Raw genomic sequence first — 16,707 nt, 5'->3', positions numbered from 1 at the left:
TACTAGGTTCCCAAGAAACTTCTGTGATTTTCCGCTGTGCAAATCGGTCCTCATCAACTGCGTAACAATGTATTCGTCGCCCCCATGGCGGGCGTGACGGATCGTCCGTTCCGCCAGCTGTGCAAGCAGCTCGGCGCCGGCTACGCCGTGTCCGAAATGGCCGCCTCCAACCCGCGCCTGTGGGCCAGCGAAAAGACCTCGCGCCGCACCGACCACGCGGGCGAAATGGAACCGAAAGCCGTCCAGATCGCCGGCGCCGACCCCCAGGACCTGGCCGATTGCGCCAGGTTCAACGTCGAGCGCGGGGCCCAGATCATCGACATCAATATGGGTTGCCCGGTCAAGAAGGTCTGCAACAGCTGGTGCGGCTCGGCGCTGCTCCAGCACGAAGACCTGGTCGAGCGCATCCTGCACGCGGTCGTCGGCGCCGTCGACGTGCCGGTCACCCTGAAGTTCCGCACCGGCTGGGACCGCGAAAACAAGAACGCCCTGACCATCGCCCGCATGGCGGAACAGGCCGGCATCCAGATGCTGACCCTGCACGGCCGCACCCGCGCCGACGGCTACAAGGGCGAGGCCGAGTACGACACCATCCGCGCCGTCAAGGCCGCGGTGAACATCCCGGTGGTCGCCAACGGCGACATCACCACCCCGGAAAAGGCCAGGTTCGTGCTCGACTACACGGGCGCGGACGCGGTCATGATCGGCCGCGCGGCTCAGGGCCGTCCCTGGATCTGCCGCGAGATCGACCACTACCTGCGCACCGGCGAGCACCTGCCGCCCCCCGAGATCGAGGAAGTGCGCGCCCTGATGAACGAACACCTGCCGGCCCACTACGCCTTCTACGGCGAATACCTCGGCGTGCGCACCGCGCGCAAGCACATCGGCTGGTATGTACAAGACTTGCCCGGCGGCGAGGAATTCCGTCGGCGCATGAACCTGCTGGAATCGACGGCCGAGCAGCTGGCGGCGGTCGACGCGTTTTTCAAATCGCAACTCCAGTACGGCGAGCGGTTACAATACCGCCCCGCGCGTCCTGCCGATGAAGCGATCGCGGCGTAACAAACTTAATAAAAGAATCACAAGATCACGGGGACACGCTGCCTTGCAGCGAGCAATCATTAACCAGGATAAGCAGCAGAAGACATGAGCAAAGAAAGTATCCAGGAAGTCGTCCAGAAGAGCCTCGAGGACTATTTCAACGATCTGGGCGAGCAGAAGCCGACCAACATCTACGACATGATGGTCATGACCGTTGAAAAACCGGTGCTGGAAGTGGTGATGTCGCGCGCCGACGGCAACCAGTCGCACGCGGCCCAGATGCTGGGCATCAACCGGAACACTTTGCGAAAGAAACTGCAGGAGCACGGGCTGCTCTGATTGCGCGGATCGTGGCCGCGCGGACTCCCGGCGCGGCCAGTCGAGGTCCGCAGTCCGGGTCCGCAGACCTGGTAAGAATTCTTAACCACAGGCCACACCATGATCAAACAAGCTCTCATTTCCGTTTCCGACAAGACCGGCGTGCTCGACTTCGCGCGCGCCCTGAGCGCCCTCGGCGTCAACATCCTGTCCACCGGCGGCACCGCCAAGCTGCTGCAGGATAACGGCGTGCAGGTGACCGAGGTCGCCGACTACACCGGTTTCCCGGAAATGCTCGACGGCCGGGTGAAGACCCTGCATCCGAAAGTCCACGGCGGGATCCTGGCCCGCCGCGACCTGCCGGAGCACGTCGCCAAGCTGGAAGAGCACGGCATTCCGCAGATCGACATGGTCGTGGTCAACCTGTATCCCTTCCAGCAGACCGTCGCCAAGGACCAGTGCTCGCTGGAAGACGCGATCGAGAACATCGACATCGGCGGCCCGACCATGCTGCGCTCGGCGGCCAAGAACCACCGCGACGTGGTCGTCATCGTCGATCCGGCCGACTACGGCGTGGTGCTGGCCGAAATGAAGGGCACCGGTGAAGCGGCCGGCAACGTCAGCTACGACACCAAGTTCCGCCTGGCCAAGAAGGTCTTCGCCCACACCGCCCAATACGACGGCGCGATCACCAACTACCTGACCAGCCTGGGCGAAGACCGCCAGCACGCCACCCGTTCGGGCTACCCGCAGACCATCAACTTCTCCTTCGAGAAGGTGCAGGACATGCGCTACGGCGAGAACCCGCACCAGGGCGCCGCCTTCTACCGCGACATCGTCACGGTCGATGGCGCGCTGGCCAACTACCGCCAGCTGCAGGGCAAGGAACTCTCGTACAACAACATCGCCGACGCCGACGCGGCATGGGAATGCGTCAAGTCCCTGGGTGGCCTGGGCCAGCCGGCCGGCTGCGTGATCGTCAAGCACGCCAACCCCTGCGGCGTGGCGATCGGCGTGGACGCGCTGGACGCCTACACCCGCGCCCTGCAGACCGACCCGACCTCGGCCTTCGGCGGCATCATCGCCTTCAACGTGGAAGTCGACGGCAAGGCGGCCGAAGCGCTGTCCAAGCTGTTCGTCGAAGTGCTGATCGCGCCGGCCTTCACGGCTGAAGCACGGAGCATCATGGCGGCCAAGCAGAACGTGCGCCTGCTCGAGATCCCGCTGGGCGCTGGCCAGAACGCCTACGACCTCAAGCGCGTGGGTGGCGGCCTGCTGGTGCAGTCGCCGGACGCCAAGAACGTGGGCCTGGGCGAACTGCGCGTGGTCACCAAGAAGCAGCCGACCCAGCAGCAACTGCAGGACCTGATGTTCGCCTGGCGCGTGGCCAAGTTCGTCAAGTCGAACGCCATCGTGTTCTGCGCCAACGGCATGACCCTGGGCGTGGGCGCGGGCCAGATGAGCCGCATCGACTCGGCGCGCATAGCCTCGATCAAGGCCCAGAACGCCGGCCTGTCGCTGAGCGGTTCGGCGGTGGCCTCGGACGCCTTCTTCCCGTTCCGTGACGGCCTGGACGTGGTGGTGGATGCGGGCGCGACCTGCGTCATCCACCCGGGCGGTTCGATGCGCGACCAGGAAGTGATCGACGCGGCCGATGAGCGCGGAGTCGTGATGCTGTACACCGGCACCCGTCACTTCCGCCATTGATATTATTTAGTTAGCTTTGAGACCGTCATTCCGGCGCAGGCCGGAATCCAAGTTTCGTAGTGCAGCCGCTCGCACAAACTTGGGTTCCGGCCTCCGCCGGAACGACGTTTACGGGCCAACACATTGTATTGGACACATTACCTGTGTTTTTCTACAGTATTTTTCCCACGAACCCCCTGCGCCGCTATATCATTCCACAATGATTATTCTCGGCATCGACCCGGGCCTGCGCACGACGGGGTTCGGCGTCATCGAAAAACAGGGCGCAAAGCTGCGCTACATCGCCTCCGGCACCATCAAGACCGGCCTGGAAGGGGCGCTGCCGCCTCGCCTGAAGATCATCCTCGACGGCGTCAGCGAAGTGGTCGCCACCTACGGCCCGGTCTGCGCCGCCATCGAAAAAGTCTTCGTCAACGTCAATCCCCAGTCGACCCTGCTGCTGGGCCAGGCGCGCGGCGCCGCCATCACCGCCCTGGTCGGCGCCGACCTCGACGTCTCGGAATACACCGCGGTCCAGGTCAAGCAGGCCGTGGTCGGCACCGGCAAGGCCGCCAAGGCCCAGGTCCAGGACATGGTCTCGCGCCTCCTGAAGCTCCCCGGCCTGCCCGGCAGCGACGCCGCCGACGCCCTCGGGGTGGCGATCTGCCACGCCAACACCATGGACGCGCTGGCCCTGGTGCACGCCGCCGCCCCCGCCATGCAGGGCCTGCGGATGAAGCGCAGCCGTCTCGTCTAATTAAGGAAGAACATGATCGGACGCCTCTCCGGAATCCTCCTCGAAAAAACGCCGCCCCAGGTGCTGGTGGACTGCAACGGCGTCGGCTACGAAGTCGACGTGCCCATGAGCACCTTCTACAACCTGCCGCACACCGGCGAGAAGGTGACCCTGTTCACCCACCTCACGGTGCGCGAGGACGCCCACCTGCTGTTCGGTTTCGGCAGCGCCGCCGAGCGCGCCCTGTTCCGCCAGCTGGTGAAGATCACCGGCATCGGCGCGCGCACCGCGCTGGCCATCCTGTCGGGCATGTCGGTGGCCGACCTGTCCCAGGCCGTCACCCTGCAGGAAGCCGGCCGCCTGGTGAAGATCCCGGGCATCGGCAAGAAGACCGCCGAGCGCCTGCTGCTGGAACTGAAGGGCAAGCTGGGCGCCGACATCGGCGTGGTGGGCGGCGTCGCGCGCGACGACGCCCAGACCGACGTGCTCAATGCGCTGGTCGCTTTGGGGTATTCTGACAAGGAAGCGCTCCTGGCGATCAAGAACATGCCGGCCGGCTCCAGCGTGTCGGACGGCATCAAGTTCGCGCTGAAGGCGCTGTCCAAGGCCTAAGCCATGAGCATCCAGACCGACAATTTCAGCGAACAGCGCATCATCGACGCCGCCCCCGCCTCGCCCAACGAAGAGGCGATCGAGCGCGCCCTGCGCCCCAAACAGCTCGACGAATACGTCGGCCAGGAAAAGATCCGTGACCAGCTCGAGATCTTCATCCACGCCGCGCGCAAGCGGCGCGAGGCGCTCGACCACACCCTGCTGTTCGGCCCGCCGGGCCTGGGCAAGACCACGCTCGCCCACATCATCGCGCGCGAGATGGGCGTCAACCTGCGCCAGACCTCGGGCCCGGTGCTGGAGCGTCCGGGCGACCTGGCGGCCCTGCTGACCAACCTCGAGCCCAACGACGTGCTGTTCATCGACGAGATCCACCGCCTGTCGCCGGTGGTCGAGGAGATCCTGTACCCGGCGCTCGAGGACTACCAGATCGACATCATGATCGGCGAGGGGCCGGCGGCGCGCTCGGTCAAGCTCGACCTCCAGCCCTTTACCCTGGTCGGCGCGACCACCCGCGCCGGCATGCTGACCAATCCGCTGCGCGACCGCTTCGGCATCGTCGCGCGCCTGGAGTTCTACAACGTCGAGGAGCTGACCAAGATCGTGGCGCGCAGCGCCGCGCTGCTGGAAGCCCCGATCGACGAGGAGGGCGCGCGCGAAGTGGCGCGCCGTGCGCGCGGCACGCCGCGCATCGCCAACCGCCTGCTGCGCCGCGTGCGCGACTATGCGGAAGTGAAGGGCAATGGCGAGATCACCAAGGACATGGCCGACCGCGCGCTCAAGATGCTCGACGTCGACACGGTCGGCTTCGACGTCATGGACCGCAAGCTGCTGGAAGCGGTGCTGTTCAAGTTCGCCGGCGGCCCGGTGGGCATCGGCAACCTGGCGGCGGCGATCGGCGAGGCCGCCGACACCATCGAGGACGTGCTGGAACCCTATCTGATCCAGCAGGGCTATCTGCAGCGCACCCCGCGCGGGCGCATCGCCACGCCGCTCGCCTACCAGCACTTCGGCGTCACCGCGCCGCGCATCAGTCCCACGGGCGACCTGTGGGACAACCTGCCGCTGGCCTGATTCGCGCGGCGGCGATTCAGCGCCGGGCTTCGCTGTCGCGGGCGCGCAGCGGGCGGTTGCCGGGCGCGCGCAGCAGCGGAACCACCTGGGTCATGTAGAGCACTGCGGTCAGGCACAGCATCAGGCCGCACATCCACAGCGTGGCGGGCGAACCGCCGCGCCACAGCATGGCCAGGCTGGCCAGGCAGGGCACGGCCAGCAGCAGGCCGGCCACCAGGCGCAGCGGCGGCGAGCGGCGCATGCGGTGGCCCGTCATGCCGATGAAGAAGAATCCGGAAGAGCCCAGCAGCAGGACCAGCAGGATGCCGGCCGCCTTGAGGCCGCCGAGCGGCTCGCCGCCGGTCGGGAACAGCACCAGCGGCGGTGCGATGAGGACGAGAATGCCTGCGAGTAGGCAAATGAGACGCAAGAAGATCATGCCAGCTCCTGTTCTTGTTGTTGGGTCCGACGTCGATGTACACCCTGCCTTAAGCCCTATTGTCAGCTCAGCAGTCAGCGCGACGATAGCATGCATATCATTAATTTTCCCTGAAGACGCGTTGCGCGTGCACGACGATTCGATTAGGATTTGTTGACATATTTTTAATCTTGTGACTGTGCCGGCGTCCGGTTCGCATGACATTTGTCATGCCCAATCGGTGGCAGCCGCATCTGCCGCCAGCCACGGCGTTTCCCCATACTGGTTCGCATACCAACAAGGAGGAAACCATGCACGCCACCGCCATCAAAGCAGTCCTCTCCGCCGCCGGCTTCGCCCTCAGCGGCGCCGCGCTCGCCGCCGCAACCCTGATCCAGGACGTCCGCGTGTTCGACGGCCAGCGCGCCCACGAGCGGCGTTCGGTGCTGGTCGAGAACGGCGTGGTGGCCGACGCCGACTTCCGCGGCGCGCCGCCGCCCGGCGCGCGGGTGGTGCAGGGCGCCGGCCGCACCCTGTTGCCGGGCCTGATCGACAGCCACACCCACGCCTTCCGCGACCACGACCTGCCGCTCGCCTTCGGCGTCACCACCCAGGTCGACATGTTCACCGCCGTGCCCCTGATGCGCGAGATGCAGGCCGCGCGCAAACGCCGCGACCCGCAGCGCGCCGACCTGTTCTCGGCCGGCACCCTGGCCACCGCGCCGGGCGGCCACGGCACCCAGTTCGGCATCGTGTTCCCGACCCTGACCAGGCCCGAGGAAGCGCAAGCCTGGGTCGACGCCCGCATCGCCGAAGGCTCGGACTTCATCAAGATCGTGATGGAAGGCGGCGGCCACGGCATGGGCAAGCTCGCCACCCTCGACCTGCCCACCGTGCGCGCCCTGATCCAGGCCGCCCACCAGCGCGGCAAGCTGGCCGTGGTCCACGTCAGCCGCGAAGAGGACGCCCGCGCCGTGCTGGAAGCGGGCGCCGACGGGCTGGTCCACCTGTTCCCGGGCGGCGCGCTGTCCCGCGAGCGCGCCGACAGCCTGGCGCGGCTGGCGCGCAGCAAAAATGCGTTCGTGATCCCGACCTTCACGGTCCTGGAAAGCATGGCCGGCGCCCGCGAGGACGACCTTTTGGCCGATCCCGCCTTCGCTGGCCTGCTCGACAAGGACGCCCAGGGCCAGTTCAGGGCGCGCTACGGCGCCAGCCCCCGGCCTGAACTGCTGCAGGCGCCGCGCATGGTGACCGCCGCCCTGCGCCGCGCCGGCGTGCCGGTGCTGGCCGGCAGCGACGCCGGCAATGCCGGCACCGGCTACGGCATCAGCATGCACCGCGAGCTGGCGGCCCTGGTCGAGGCGGGCCTGAGCCCGGCCGAGGCCCTGGCGGCCGCCACCAGCGCGCCGGCGCACGCCTTTCAGCTGGGCCGGCGCGGCTGCGTGGCCAAGGGCTGCAAGGCCGACCTGCTGCTGGTCGAGGGCAATCCGCTGGCCGACATCAAGGCCACCCGCCGCATCGTCGAGGTGTGGAAGGATGGCGAGAGCGTGAACCCGGCGCGCGAGGCGCGGCGCGCGCGCGTGGCGCAGGCGGCGCAGGGAGGCAAACCGCAGGCGCTGCCGCAGGTGCTGCCACCTGATGGCCGCATTAGCCAGTTTGGCGCGGACAAGCTGGGCAGCCCCTTCGGCGCCGGCTGGATGCCCACCGTCGACAGCATCGCCGGCGGCAAGTCCACCGCCACCCTGGCCGTGCAGCCGGCGCTGGGCGACGGCCAGGCGCCGCTGGCGGTCTCCGGCCGCATCGCGCCCGACCTGCCCTATGCCTGGGCCGGCGTCGCCTTCATGCCGGGCGAGCGGCCGATGCAGGGCGTGGACCTGAGCGCGGCCCGGGTGCTGCGCTTCAAGGTGCGCGGCGACGGCGGGGCCTACCGCGCCATGATGATGTCGCAGGGCGTGGCCATGCCGGGCTACGCGCCGTTCACGGCGGGGCCGGAGTGGACCGAGGTCAGCATCCCCTTCGACGCCTTCCACGGCATCGATCCGAAGGCGGTCGCCATGATAGGATTTGCCGCAGGGCCCAAGGCCGGCGACTACCGCTTCGAGATCGCCGACGTGCGCCTGCTCGAACGCTGACGACAAGAACGAGAGACCGCGATGGAACGAATCAAGCGCGCGCTGGCAGGACCCTGGGTGCCGCCGGAACTGGGCCGCATGCCCTACCTGTGGATCCTGACCCTCGGCTACATGGGCTGGAAGTACCTGTACGTCACCCCGGGGCCGCTCGAAATCCTGATGCTGGCGCTGACGGCCGCGGTCTTCCTGCCCCTGTACTTCGCGTCCTACTGGGCCAAGGGCCGGCAGGTGCTGGCCTGCATCGGCGCCGGCTGCCTGATCGGCGCCCTGTGGGCCCCGCACAACGTCGGCGCCGCCACCTTTTTCATCTTCGCCTGCGCCATGTGCGCCGGCCTGCCGACTCCGCGCCAGGCCATCCTCACCGTGGTCGGCATCGTGCTGTTCGGCCTGGCGGTGTCGCTGATGGTGCCGGTGATGCGCACCGCCTTCGTGCTGCCGCTCCTCACCGCCGGCCTGCCGGTCGGGGCCTCGGCGGTGATGGACCGGCGCCTGCGCCGGTCCAGCGCGGCCCTGCTGCGCAAGCAGGAAGAGGTCGAGCACTTCGCCCGCATCGCCGAGCGCGAACGCATCTCGCGCGACCTGCACGACCTGCTCGGGCATTCGCTCTCGCTGATCGCCCTTAAGGCCGAGCTGGCGCGCAAGCTGGCCGGGCGTGACGACGATGCCTGCGCGCGCGAGATCGCCGACATCGAAACCAGCGCGCGCGAAGCCCTGGCCGAGGTGCGCGCGGCTGTCACCGGTTATCGCCACAGCGGCTTGGTGCAGGCCCTGGCCAGCGCCCGCGCCAGCCTGGCGGCGGCCGACGTCGCCCTCAGCGAAGAAGTGGAGCGCTTCGCGCTCGCGCCGAGCAGCGAGCACGTGGTGGCGCTGGCCCTGCGCGAGGCGGTGACCAATGTGGTGCGCCACGCCGACGCCAGCCGCTGCCGCGTCTCGCTGGCGCTGGAAGGCGGCGAAGCGGTGCTGCGCGTGGCCGACGACGGCCGGCGCCTGAGAAGCGGCGCGCTGCGCCACGGGAACGGCCTGGAAGGCATGCGCGAGCGCGTGGCCGCCATCGGCGGCCGCCTGGCCCTGCGCGTCAAGGACGGCGTGGAACTCGAGCTGCACGTCCCGACCGGAGTCGCCCCATGATCCGCATCCTGATCGCCGAAGACCAGAAGATGGTGCTGGGCGCGCTCAGCGCGCTGCTGCGCCTGGAGCCCGGCTTCGAGGTGGTGGGCGGGGCCGACAACGGCCGCGACGCGCTGGCCCTGTGCCTGGAGCGCGCGCCCGACATCGTCCTGACCGACATCGAGATGCCGCACATGACCGGGCTCGAACTGGCGGCCCGCCTGCGCGAGGCGAAGTCGCCGGCGCGCGTGATCGTGGTGACTACCTTCGGACGCAGCGGCTACCTGCGGCGCGCGCTCGAAGCCGGGGTGCGCGGCTACCTGCTCAAGGACGCGCCGGTGGACGCGCTGGCGGCGGCGATCCGCAGCGTGCACGACGGCGGGCGCGCGATCGCGCCCGAGCTGGCGCTGGAGAGCTGGAGCGGCGGCGCCGACCCGCTGACCGAGCGCGAACGCCAGGTGCTGCGCCTGGCGGGGGAGGGGCGCAGCAGCGCCGAGATCGCGCGCCAGGTGCACCTGTCCGAGGGCACGGTGCGCAACTACCTGTCGGAGGCGATCAGCAAGGTGGGCGCGGGCAACCGCGTGGAAGCCTACCGGATGGCGCGCGATGCCGGCTGGCTGTAGCGGCGCCCGCGCAGGCCGGCGCGCAGGCTGGCGCGCTTGGGCGGACGCTTGCGCGGGGCCGGCACGTGCATCAGCGGGTAGATGAAGCTGAGGTAGATCAGGATGGTCAGCACCAGCAGGTAGCTGCAGATCCCGACCATCATCATGTTGTCGCCATGCCAGATGACCACCGCGCTGGCGCTGAAGGGCAGGATCAGCAGCAGGGCCGCGAGCGAGCGCAGGATCGAGGAGCGGTTCATGCGGTGCCCGGTCATGGCCACCAGGAAGAAGCCGGAGGACGCCATCGCCAGGCCGACCAGGGCGATGTAGGGCTCGGCGGCGTCGGGAATGCCGTGGGCGGTGGACGCCAGCAGGGCGGCCGGCAGCAGGATGCCGAACACGCCGCCGGCGAGGCTCAGCAGGCGCAGCACCCGCATCGCCCGTCCGCGGAAGACGGGGCGTGCGGTGGGCGTGATCGGGGGTGGATTCATGCTGGCGGTGGATGGCGTCGTCTTGACGCTAGCATAGCCGCATTCGCGCAGCGGTGGAAAGGCTTGCGTGCGCGACAGGAACCGCCAGTGGCCGGCGCTCGTCGAGAAAGAGTCGACGAGCGCCGCCAGGCTTGAGGCTTACTGCTCGCGCACCCAGGTCTGGGAACGGCCGAACATGGGCGCGCCGATGTAGCCGCGCACCTCGAGCATGTTGCCGTTGTCCTTCAGGGTCGCCTTGCTCTTGTAGGTCTTGCCCTTGGCCGGGTCGAGGATTTCGCCGCCGGTGTACTCGTCGCCTTCCTTCTTCAGGCCCGAGAGGATGGTCAGGCCGATGATCGGCTGGTCCTTGCGCGCGCCTTCGCACTTCACGCATTTCGGGTTCTGGTCTTCGTTCGGGCCGCGGAACAGCTTTTCGATGCGGCCGGTCAGGACGCCCTGTTCCTCGGTGATGCGCACCAGCGCCTTGGGCTTGCCGGTTTCGTCGTCGATCGTTTTCCAGGTGCCGACCGGCGAGGCGTTCTGCGCCCAGGCGGCGGAGCTCGCGAACAGGGCGGCAATCAGGCTTACGCGCAGCAGGTGTCGCATGGTGGGGTCTCCAGTGTTGTTGTAGGTAAGCGGAGTGTAGCAAACCCCAGCCTGGGAAAGGATGCGCGAAATCCGAGGATTCCCTCCAATTCGCGAACGGGCGTGCGCCTCAGGGCGCGCCTGGCAGATCGCCCGTGGGGAGGTTGTGGCGGCGCTCACCCGGGCGGGTCAGCACGCGCAGAGTGACTTCGAGGGGCACGCCCATCTCGGCCAGTTCGCGCGCCACGCCGGCGCGGCCGTTGGCGGCGGCGTCATGGAGCATGTTGTCGATGAGCAGGGCGGTTTTGTAGTCGTTGCGTCGGTCCATGCGGCGATCCTACCATGCCATGCTGGCGGTTTGTTTCCTGTTGTGAATCTGCTCATGGCAGCGCCACGCCGCAGCAAGGCACCGGCGCGGCGCTTGGCAGGGGAAGTCGGCCAAGGTAGCATGGCGCTCAGCCTTTCCGGCGCCGATCGAGACAGGAGTTCCCATGACCGACCTGCTGTTCGCCCTGCTGCACCATCTGGCCATCTTCGCCCTGTTCGGGTATTTCGTGGCCGAGATTGCCCTGGTCCGCGAAGGCATGAGCCCGGCCGAGGCCGGGGAGCTGGCCAAGGTCGACCATGCCTATGGCATGCTGTCGCTGGCGGTGCTCGCGATCGGCTTCGCACGCGCCGTCCTGGCGGCCAAGGGCTGGGACTATTACGCGCACAACGGCTTCTTCTGGGCCAAGATTGCCGCCTTCGCCGCGGTCGGGGCGCTGTCCATCGTGCCGACCCTGCGCTACATCGCATGGCGCAAAAGCGGCCAGGCGCCGGATGCCGCCGAGGTTGCGCGGGTGCGGCGCTTCCTCCTGGCCCAGCTGGCGCTGTTCGCCTTGATTCCCCTGTTCGCCGCGGCGATGGCGCGCGGCTACGGGCAGTGGGCCTGAAGACCCGGCCTCAGTCCTTCGCAGTTGCGAAATACGACAGGAACATCGCCACGGCCGCTTCGATGAGCGGCTTGTGCTGTTCCGGCGGCAGTGGCGGCGCGCCCATGGCGATCTGCGGCCAGAAGGCGAAGGTCTTGATCTGCCCCTGCAGCAGGTTGGCGGCGAACAGCGGGTCGCCCGGCTTCAGCCTGCCGTCGGCCTGGGCCGCGCGGATCCAGCTCACCACGCCTTCTTCGCGTTCGCCGAGCCGGCACAGCACCGGCAGCGCGCGCTCCGGCGCGTGGATCGCTTCCCCGATGGCCACCCGCGCCAGCGCCAGGAAATCCGGATCGGCCAGGGTGCGCAGCTTTTGCGCCAGCAGCTCGCTCAGCTGTTCGCCCAGGCCGCGCTCGCGCGCGTAGGGCAGCTCCAGCAGTCCGGCGCTGGCCTGGAACATCTGCATCACGGTTTCGCCGAACAGCTCTTCCTTGCTGGGGAAGTGGTTGTACACGGTGCGCTTGGACACGCCGGCGAGGGCGGCGATGTTGTCGACGCTCGCGGCCTCGTAGCCGTGGGCGCGGAACTGCTCGGCGGCGGCAGCCAGGATGGCGCTGCGCTTGCGGTCGGTGAGGCGGGTGGGGGTGTGCATATCCGAATTTTACACTGGGTAGTTTACTTCTTCAAAAACTGATACTACACTGTGTAGTGTACTTTTAACGGACCGACACCAGCATGCGCCTCGTCTTCGCCACCATCTTCATAGGGATACTCAGCATCATGGCCTATTGCAGCTATGCCTCGGCGGCCACGCCGGCCTACGATTCACCCCAGTTCCAGGACGGAAAATTCCGCAACGCCAAGGCGCTGCGCGAGTACAGCCTGGGCGAGATGGCCCGGTTGTGGTGGAAGGCCATGTTCGACAAGCCGGCCGGCACGGTGCCGACCGGGACGGTGCCAGTGCGCCAGCTGACCCAGGCCGAGCTGCTGGCGGCGCCCGACAATACCCTCTACCGCCTCGGGCACTCGACCATGCTGATCAAGCTGGGCGGCGCCTTCTACCTGACCGACCCGGTGTTCTCCGAGCGTGCCTCGCCGGTGCAGTGGGCCGGGCCGGCGCGCTTCCACGCGCCGCCGATCGCCATCGACGCGCTGCCGCCGATCAAGGCGGTGATCCTCTCACATGACCATTACGACCATCTCGACCATGCCGCCATCATGGCGCTGGCGGCCAAGACCGAGCACTTCCTCACTCCGCTGGGCGTGGGCGAGCGCCTGGTCGACTGGGGCGTGGAGCGCGCCAAGGTGCGCCAGTTCGACTGGTGGCAGGGCACGGAGATCGAGGGCGTGCGCTTCGTGGCGACGCCGGCCCAGCACTTCTCGGGCCGCTCGCTGCGCGACCGCGACAGCACGCTGTGGGCGTCCTGGGTGATCCTGCACGAGGACCTGCGCCTGTTCTTCAGCGGCGACACCGGCTACTTCAAGGGCTTCAAGGAGATCGGCGCCAAGTACGGCCCCTTCGACCTGGCGATGGTCGAGACCGGGGCCTACGACAAGATGTGGCCGGACGTGCACATGCAGCCCGAGGAAACCCTCCAAGCCTTCCTCGACCTCGACGCCCGCTGGCTGCTGCCGGTCCATAACGGCACCTTCGACCTGGCGATGCACCGCTGGCAGGAACCGCTGGAGCGCATCTCCGAGCTGGCCGCCGGGCGCGGCGTGGCGCTGACGACGCCCGAGATGGGCGAGGCGCTCGACCTGCGCCGGCCGCACGCCGGCCGGGCTTGGTGGCGCGGCGCCGACTGAGTTCCGCATTGCGTTCCCGCTAGCGTTCCCGCTTGCGGTCCCGCTAGCGGCTCAGCGGGCCTCCGCCGGCGCGGTGTTGGCCGCCTGCAGGATCAGGTCGGCGATCGCGTCCGGATGCGAGATCATCGACAGGTGGCTCGACGGCAGCTCCACCGTGTGCGCCTTCATGCGCTGGGCCAGGAAGCGCTGCAGGTCGGGGTTGATGGTGCGGTCGTCGCGCGAGACCTGGTACCAGGTCGGCTTCACCTTCCACGCGGCCTGGGTGGTGCGCGCGCTGAACAGGCCCTCTGCAACCCGGCCCTGGACCGCGTACAAGGCCTTGGCGCGCGCCACCGGAAGGTCGCCGGCGAAGTCGCGCAGGAAGGCCTGCTCGCCCAGTTGGGCGAAGCCGCCGCTTCTCACCAGTCCCGCGCTCGCGGGCGGCGTCGGGAAGCGCTTGGCCAGCGCGGCGAAGTCTTCGCCGGCATCAGGCGCGCGCGCCGCCACGTACACCAGCCCTGCCACTTTCGGATCGGTCCCCGCTTCGCTGATCACCGCGCCGCCCCAGGAATGGGCGACCAGGATGGTGGGGCCGTCCTGCAGGGCCAGGATGCGGCGCGTGGCCTCGACGTCGTCGGCCAGGGAGCTGAGGGGATTCTGCACGGCGGTGACGTGCATGCCGGCGCGCTGCAGGCGCTCGATCACGTCGGTCCAGCAGGAACCGTCGGCATAGGCGCCGTGCACCAGCACCACGTTGCGGATCGGTTCGGCGTGGGCGACCGGACCGAGGGCGGCGCCCAGCGACAGGACCAGCAGGGGAATGGCAAGCTTTTTCATGAGGGGATTCACTATGTGTTGAACGTGGGGCCAGTCTAGGCGCCCGCCGCTGTCGCGCGCATGACGCCAAGATGACAATTCGATGACAAAACCCGGTCCAAAACGTCATCCAATCCGCCGCCGAATTGGCGCACAATCTCGGCAGGAGGAATCATGCGGATCTTGATTGTCGAAGACGAGCCCAAGACGGGCGACTACCTGAACCGGGGCCTGCGCGAGTCGGGCTTCGTGACCGACCTGGCGCGCAGCGGCGTCGACGGCCTGCACCTGGCGCTGGAGCACGACTACGACCTGGTGGTGCTGGACGTGATGCTGCCTGGGATGGATGGCTGGAGCGTGCTGCGCGGCCTGCGCGAGCGCAAGCAGACCCCGGTGCTGTTCCTGACCGCGCGCGACGAGGTGGCGGACCGCGTGCATGGCCTGGAGCTCGGGGCCGACGACTACCTGGTCAAGCCCTTCGCCTTTTCCGAGCTGCTGGCGCGCATCCGCACCCTGCTGCGGCGCGGGCCGGTGCGCGAGCCCGAACGCATCCAGGTAGCCGACCTCGAGATCGACATCCTGCGCCACCGTGTCACCCGCGCCGGCGTGCGCATCGACCTCACGCCCAAGGAATACGCCTTGCTGGAGCTGCTGGCGCGGCGCCAGGGCGAGGTGCTGTCGCGTTCCCTGATCTCGTCCCAGGTGTGGGACATGAACTTCGATTCCGACACCAACGTGGTCGACGTGGTGATCAAGCGCCTGCGCGCCAAGGTCGACGAGCCGCATGCGCGCAAGCTGATCCACACCGTGCGCGGCATGGGCTACACCCTGGAGCTGCGCGCATGATGCGCGCGCCGCTGGCGATCTCGCTGCGCCTCGGGCTGCTGTTCGCGGCGATCGCGGTGGCGGTTTTTGTCGCCGTCGGCGCCTACCTGTACCAGACTCTGGCCATGCAGATGGGCCAGCGCGACGAGGTCGAGCTGCTCAGCAAGGCGGCCTTGATCCGCCAGATGTTGCCGGCGATGGCGCTCGAGGACGCGCGCGCCGGTGGGGGAGGGCAGGTCCAGACCGTGCTGGCCCGCATGATCGGCCAGGACGGCCTGCTGCTGCACATCGCGCGCGCCGACGGGCGTGTGCTGCTGCATACCGGGCCGGCCAGCGTGCGCCCGCCGGCCCTGGCGCCGGTCCCTCTGGCGCGGCCCTTGGGCCTGGGCGACGTGGCCCAGGTCGAGGATGCGGACGGCGCGCGGCGCGTGCTGAGCATGGCGGCCACCAGCGGCGCAGACGTGCTGCACGTGACCCTGACCCGCATGCGTTCCGACCGGCTGGCGATCCTGAAGCGCTACGCGGTCGACCTCGCGGGCGCCATTCTCGCCGGCGTGCTGCTGGCCACCGCGCTCGGCTTCGTCGCCGTGCGGCGCGGCCTGCGGCCGCTGCGCGGGGTGACGGCGCGGGTCAACGACATCAGCGCGCACCGGCTGGGAACGCGGCTGGCGCTGGACGAGGTGCCGGCCGAGCTGCGCGAGCTGTGCGGGGCCTTCAACGGGATGCTCGACCGCCTGGAGGATGGCGTCGGCCGCCTGTCGCGCTTCGCCGCCGACCTGGCGCACGACCTGCGCACGCCGGTGAACTCCCTGATGATGCAGACCCAGGTGGCGCTGTCGCGGGCGCGCTCGGTGGAGGAATACCAGGCCTTGCTGGCTTCGATCCAGGAAGATTACGAGCGGCTTTCGACCATGATCGAGAACACGCTGTTCCTGGCGCGCGCCGACAACGCCCAGCTGGCGCTGCGCTGCGAGGCACTCGACGCGGGGCAAGAGCTGGCCCGGCTGGGTGAGTACTTCGGCATCCTGGCGGAGGACAAGGGGGTGACCCTCAGCCTTGAGTCGTCCGGACCGCTGGCGCTGCGGGCGGATCCCGTTTTGCTGCGGCGGGCGCTGAACAACCTGCTGTCGAATGCGGTGGCCTATACGCCCGAGGGTGGGTGGATCAGGGTGGCGGCCGAGGCGGATGGGGATGGGGTGGCGCTCAGCGTCGCCAACAGCGGGGAGGGGATCGCGGCGGAGCATCTGGAGCATGTGTTCGACCGTTACTACCGGGCAGACCCGGCGCGGGCGGCAAGCAGTTCGGCGGGGCTGGGGCTGGCGATCGTGCGGGCGATCATGCGGCTGCACGGGGGGACGGCGGAGGTGAGGAGTAGGCCGGGGGAGGAGACGGTGGTGGTGTTGCGGTTTCCGAAGCAGGGTGGCAGCTAGCAGTGAGCTGCCTAAGCTAGCCGCTAGCCGCTAGCCGCTAGCCGACGACAACTGGCAGCCCAACATCGTTTCTGAAATCGCCAGCCCAAAAACGTCATCCCCGCGAAGGCGGGGATCCAAGTTCTGTTTGCGTCGTCGAAACGCATGCAAACTTGGATCCCCGCCTGCGCGGGGATGACGTGCTAA

At 68.4% G+C, this 16,707-nt stretch carries 19 protein-coding genes; 13 read left to right on the top strand and 6 right to left on the bottom strand.

Annotation, left to right across the window (positions count from 1 at the left end; translation table 11 throughout):
* Nucleotides 1-36 precede the first annotated feature (36 nt).
* The 6 genes from dusB (at nucleotide 37) to ruvB (ending at nucleotide 5,464) form a co-directional block, all read left to right on the top strand.
* Complete coding sequence (gene dusB, locus B0920_RS14195) at nucleotides 37-1,062, top strand: tRNA dihydrouridine synthase DusB (protein ID WP_078033124.1); 1,026 nt, start codon at nucleotides 37-39, stop codon at nucleotides 1,060-1,062.
* Nucleotides 1,063-1,146: 84 nt separating this feature from the next.
* Nucleotides 1,147-1,380 carry a helix-turn-helix domain-containing protein gene (locus tag B0920_RS14190; RefSeq protein ID WP_078033123.1) on the top strand — a complete coding sequence of 78 codons (234 nt, stop codon included), beginning with the start codon at nucleotides 1,147-1,149 and terminating at the stop codon, nucleotides 1,378-1,380.
* Nucleotides 1,381-1,479: 99 nt separating this feature from the next.
* Entirely contained in the window at nucleotides 1,480-3,066 is a 1,587-nt protein-coding gene (purH, locus tag B0920_RS14185) for a bifunctional phosphoribosylaminoimidazolecarboxamide formyltransferase/IMP cyclohydrolase (RefSeq protein ID WP_078033122.1), read from the top strand.
* Nucleotides 3,067-3,265: 199 nt separating this feature from the next.
* Nucleotides 3,266-3,802, top strand: coding sequence for a crossover junction endodeoxyribonuclease RuvC (ruvC, locus tag B0920_RS14180; RefSeq protein ID WP_078033121.1), 537 nt, complete (start codon nucleotides 3,266-3,268; stop codon nucleotides 3,800-3,802).
* Nucleotides 3,803-3,814: 12 nt separating this feature from the next.
* Nucleotides 3,815-4,393, top strand: coding sequence for a Holliday junction branch migration protein RuvA (gene ruvA, locus B0920_RS14175; RefSeq protein WP_078033120.1), 579 nt, complete (start codon nucleotides 3,815-3,817; stop codon nucleotides 4,391-4,393).
* A gap of 3 nt (nucleotides 4,394-4,396) precedes the next feature.
* Nucleotides 4,397-5,464: a Holliday junction branch migration DNA helicase RuvB gene (ruvB, locus tag B0920_RS14170; RefSeq protein WP_078033119.1), complete on the top strand. Its 1,068-nt coding sequence runs from the start codon at nucleotides 4,397-4,399 to the stop codon at nucleotides 5,462-5,464.
* Between the two features lie 16 nt (nucleotides 5,465-5,480).
* Here the strand turns inward: ruvB and B0920_RS14165 are convergent, their stop codons facing one another.
* Complete coding sequence (locus B0920_RS14165; protein ID WP_078033118.1) at nucleotides 5,481-5,882, bottom strand: hypothetical protein; 402 nt, start codon at nucleotides 5,880-5,882, stop codon at nucleotides 5,481-5,483.
* Nucleotides 5,883-6,172: 290 nt separating this feature from the next.
* On the opposite strand from B0920_RS14165, the gene B0920_RS14160 reads away from it, so the two are divergent.
* The 3 genes from B0920_RS14160 to B0920_RS14150 are packed head-to-tail and all read left to right on the top strand — an operon-like array spanning nucleotide 6,173 to nucleotide 9,723.
* Entirely contained in the window at nucleotides 6,173-7,993 is a 1,821-nt protein-coding gene (locus B0920_RS14160; protein WP_078033117.1) for a CIA30 family protein, read from the top strand.
* 21 nt (nucleotides 7,994-8,014) lie between these two features.
* A complete protein-coding gene (locus B0920_RS14155) occupies nucleotides 8,015-9,121 on the top strand; it encodes a sensor histidine kinase (protein WP_078033116.1) in 1,107 nt (368 codons plus the stop codon).
* Nucleotides 9,118-9,723: a response regulator transcription factor gene (locus B0920_RS14150; protein ID WP_078033115.1), complete on the top strand. Its 606-nt coding sequence runs from the start codon at nucleotides 9,118-9,120 to the stop codon at nucleotides 9,721-9,723. The genes B0920_RS14155 and B0920_RS14150 overlap by 4 nt, the downstream gene beginning before the upstream one ends.
* On the opposite strand, the gene B0920_RS14145 is transcribed toward B0920_RS14150, so the two are convergent.
* The 3 genes from B0920_RS14145 to B0920_RS14135 all read right to left on the bottom strand — a co-directional run bounded on the left by B0920_RS14145 (nucleotide 9,690) and on the right by B0920_RS14135 (nucleotide 11,085).
* Complete coding sequence (locus B0920_RS14145; RefSeq protein WP_078033114.1) at nucleotides 9,690-10,193, bottom strand: hypothetical protein; 504 nt, start codon at nucleotides 10,191-10,193, stop codon at nucleotides 9,690-9,692. The genes B0920_RS14150 and B0920_RS14145 overlap by 34 nt on opposite strands.
* Before the next feature lie 138 nt (nucleotides 10,194-10,331).
* Entirely contained in the window at nucleotides 10,332-10,778 is a 447-nt protein-coding gene (locus B0920_RS14140) for a DUF2147 domain-containing protein (RefSeq protein WP_078033113.1), read from the bottom strand.
* 109 nt (nucleotides 10,779-10,887) lie between these two features.
* Nucleotides 10,888-11,085: a hypothetical protein gene (locus B0920_RS14135; protein WP_078033112.1), complete on the bottom strand. Its 198-nt coding sequence runs from the start codon at nucleotides 11,083-11,085 to the stop codon at nucleotides 10,888-10,890.
* A gap of 163 nt (nucleotides 11,086-11,248) precedes the next feature.
* On the opposite strand from B0920_RS14135, the gene B0920_RS14130 reads away from it, so the two are divergent.
* Nucleotides 11,249-11,689 (top strand): DUF2214 family protein, encoded by a 441-nt coding sequence (locus B0920_RS14130; protein WP_078033111.1) that lies wholly within the window; start codon nucleotides 11,249-11,251, stop codon nucleotides 11,687-11,689.
* A gap of 10 nt (nucleotides 11,690-11,699) precedes the next feature.
* Here the strand turns inward: B0920_RS14130 and B0920_RS14125 are convergent, their stop codons facing one another.
* On the bottom strand, nucleotides 11,700-12,317 hold the full coding sequence (locus B0920_RS14125; protein WP_078033110.1) for a TetR/AcrR family transcriptional regulator: 618 nt from the start codon (nucleotides 12,315-12,317) through the stop codon (nucleotides 11,700-11,702).
* Nucleotides 12,318-12,400: 83 nt separating this feature from the next.
* Here B0920_RS14125 and B0920_RS14120 point away from each other — a divergent pair, with 83 nt between their 5' ends.
* Entirely contained in the window at nucleotides 12,401-13,471 is a 1,071-nt protein-coding gene (locus tag B0920_RS14120; protein ID WP_078033109.1) for an MBL fold metallo-hydrolase, read from the top strand.
* A gap of 51 nt (nucleotides 13,472-13,522) precedes the next feature.
* On the opposite strand, the gene B0920_RS14115 is transcribed toward B0920_RS14120, so the two are convergent.
* Nucleotides 13,523-14,287 carry an alpha/beta fold hydrolase gene (locus B0920_RS14115; RefSeq protein WP_078033108.1) on the bottom strand — a complete coding sequence of 255 codons (765 nt, stop codon included), beginning with the start codon at nucleotides 14,285-14,287 and terminating at the stop codon, nucleotides 13,523-13,525.
* Nucleotides 14,288-14,440: 153 nt separating this feature from the next.
* Here B0920_RS14115 and B0920_RS14110 point away from each other — a divergent pair, with 153 nt between their 5' ends.
* Together B0920_RS14110 and B0920_RS14105 are read left to right on the top strand one after the other, a co-directional pair.
* Nucleotides 14,441-15,112, top strand: a complete 672-nt coding sequence (locus B0920_RS14110) for a heavy metal response regulator transcription factor (RefSeq protein WP_078033107.1) — start codon at nucleotides 14,441-14,443, stop codon at nucleotides 15,110-15,112.
* The gene (locus tag B0920_RS14105) at nucleotides 15,109-16,521 is read left to right on the top strand and encodes a heavy metal sensor histidine kinase (protein ID WP_078033106.1); all 1,413 of its coding nucleotides are present in this window, start codon (nucleotides 15,109-15,111) and stop codon (nucleotides 16,519-16,521) included. The genes B0920_RS14110 and B0920_RS14105 overlap by 4 nt, the downstream gene beginning before the upstream one ends.
* Nucleotides 16,522-16,707: the final 186 nt, after the last annotated feature.

This window comes from Massilia sp. KIM (assembly GCF_002007115.1).
Lineage (GTDB): Bacteria > Pseudomonadota > Gammaproteobacteria > Burkholderiales > Burkholderiaceae_D > Telluria.
Note: the sequence above shows the minus strand (reverse complement) of the source record. Positions and strands in the feature narration are given on the sequence as shown.

Coding starts and splice junctions, on each gene's coding strand:
- B0920_RS14190 (WP_078033123.1), top strand. CDS start 1,147: ATGAGCAAAGAAAGTATCCAGGAAGTCGTCCAGAAGAGCCTCGAGGAC.
- purH (WP_078033122.1), top strand. CDS start 1,480: ATGATCAAACAAGCTCTCATTTCCGTTTCCGACAAGACCGGCGTGCTC.
- ruvC (WP_078033121.1), top strand. CDS start 3,266: ATGATTATTCTCGGCATCGACCCGGGCCTGCGCACGACGGGGTTCGGC.
- ruvA (WP_078033120.1), top strand. CDS start 3,815: ATGATCGGACGCCTCTCCGGAATCCTCCTCGAAAAAACGCCGCCCCAG.
- ruvB (WP_078033119.1), top strand. CDS start 4,397: ATGAGCATCCAGACCGACAATTTCAGCGAACAGCGCATCATCGACGCC.
- B0920_RS14165 (WP_078033118.1), bottom strand. CDS start 5,882: ATGATCTTCTTGCGTCTCATTTGCCTACTCGCAGGCATTCTCGTCCTC.
- B0920_RS14160 (WP_078033117.1), top strand. CDS start 6,173: ATGCACGCCACCGCCATCAAAGCAGTCCTCTCCGCCGCCGGCTTCGCC.
- B0920_RS14155 (WP_078033116.1), top strand. CDS start 8,015: ATGGAACGAATCAAGCGCGCGCTGGCAGGACCCTGGGTGCCGCCGGAA.
- B0920_RS14150 (WP_078033115.1), top strand. CDS start 9,118: ATGATCCGCATCCTGATCGCCGAAGACCAGAAGATGGTGCTGGGCGCG.
- B0920_RS14145 (WP_078033114.1), bottom strand. CDS start 10,193: ATGAATCCACCCCCGATCACGCCCACCGCACGCCCCGTCTTCCGCGGA.
- B0920_RS14140 (WP_078033113.1), bottom strand. CDS start 10,778: ATGCGACACCTGCTGCGCGTAAGCCTGATTGCCGCCCTGTTCGCGAGC.
- B0920_RS14135 (WP_078033112.1), bottom strand. CDS start 11,085: ATGGACCGACGCAACGACTACAAAACCGCCCTGCTCATCGACAACATG.
- B0920_RS14130 (WP_078033111.1), top strand. CDS start 11,249: ATGACCGACCTGCTGTTCGCCCTGCTGCACCATCTGGCCATCTTCGCC.
- B0920_RS14125 (WP_078033110.1), bottom strand. CDS start 12,317: ATGCACACCCCCACCCGCCTCACCGACCGCAAGCGCAGCGCCATCCTG.
- B0920_RS14120 (WP_078033109.1), top strand. CDS start 12,401: ATGCGCCTCGTCTTCGCCACCATCTTCATAGGGATACTCAGCATCATG.
- B0920_RS14115 (WP_078033108.1), bottom strand. CDS start 14,287: ATGAAAAAGCTTGCCATTCCCCTGCTGGTCCTGTCGCTGGGCGCCGCC.
- B0920_RS14110 (WP_078033107.1), top strand. CDS start 14,441: ATGCGGATCTTGATTGTCGAAGACGAGCCCAAGACGGGCGACTACCTG.
- B0920_RS14105 (WP_078033106.1), top strand. CDS start 15,109: ATGATGCGCGCGCCGCTGGCGATCTCGCTGCGCCTCGGGCTGCTGTTC.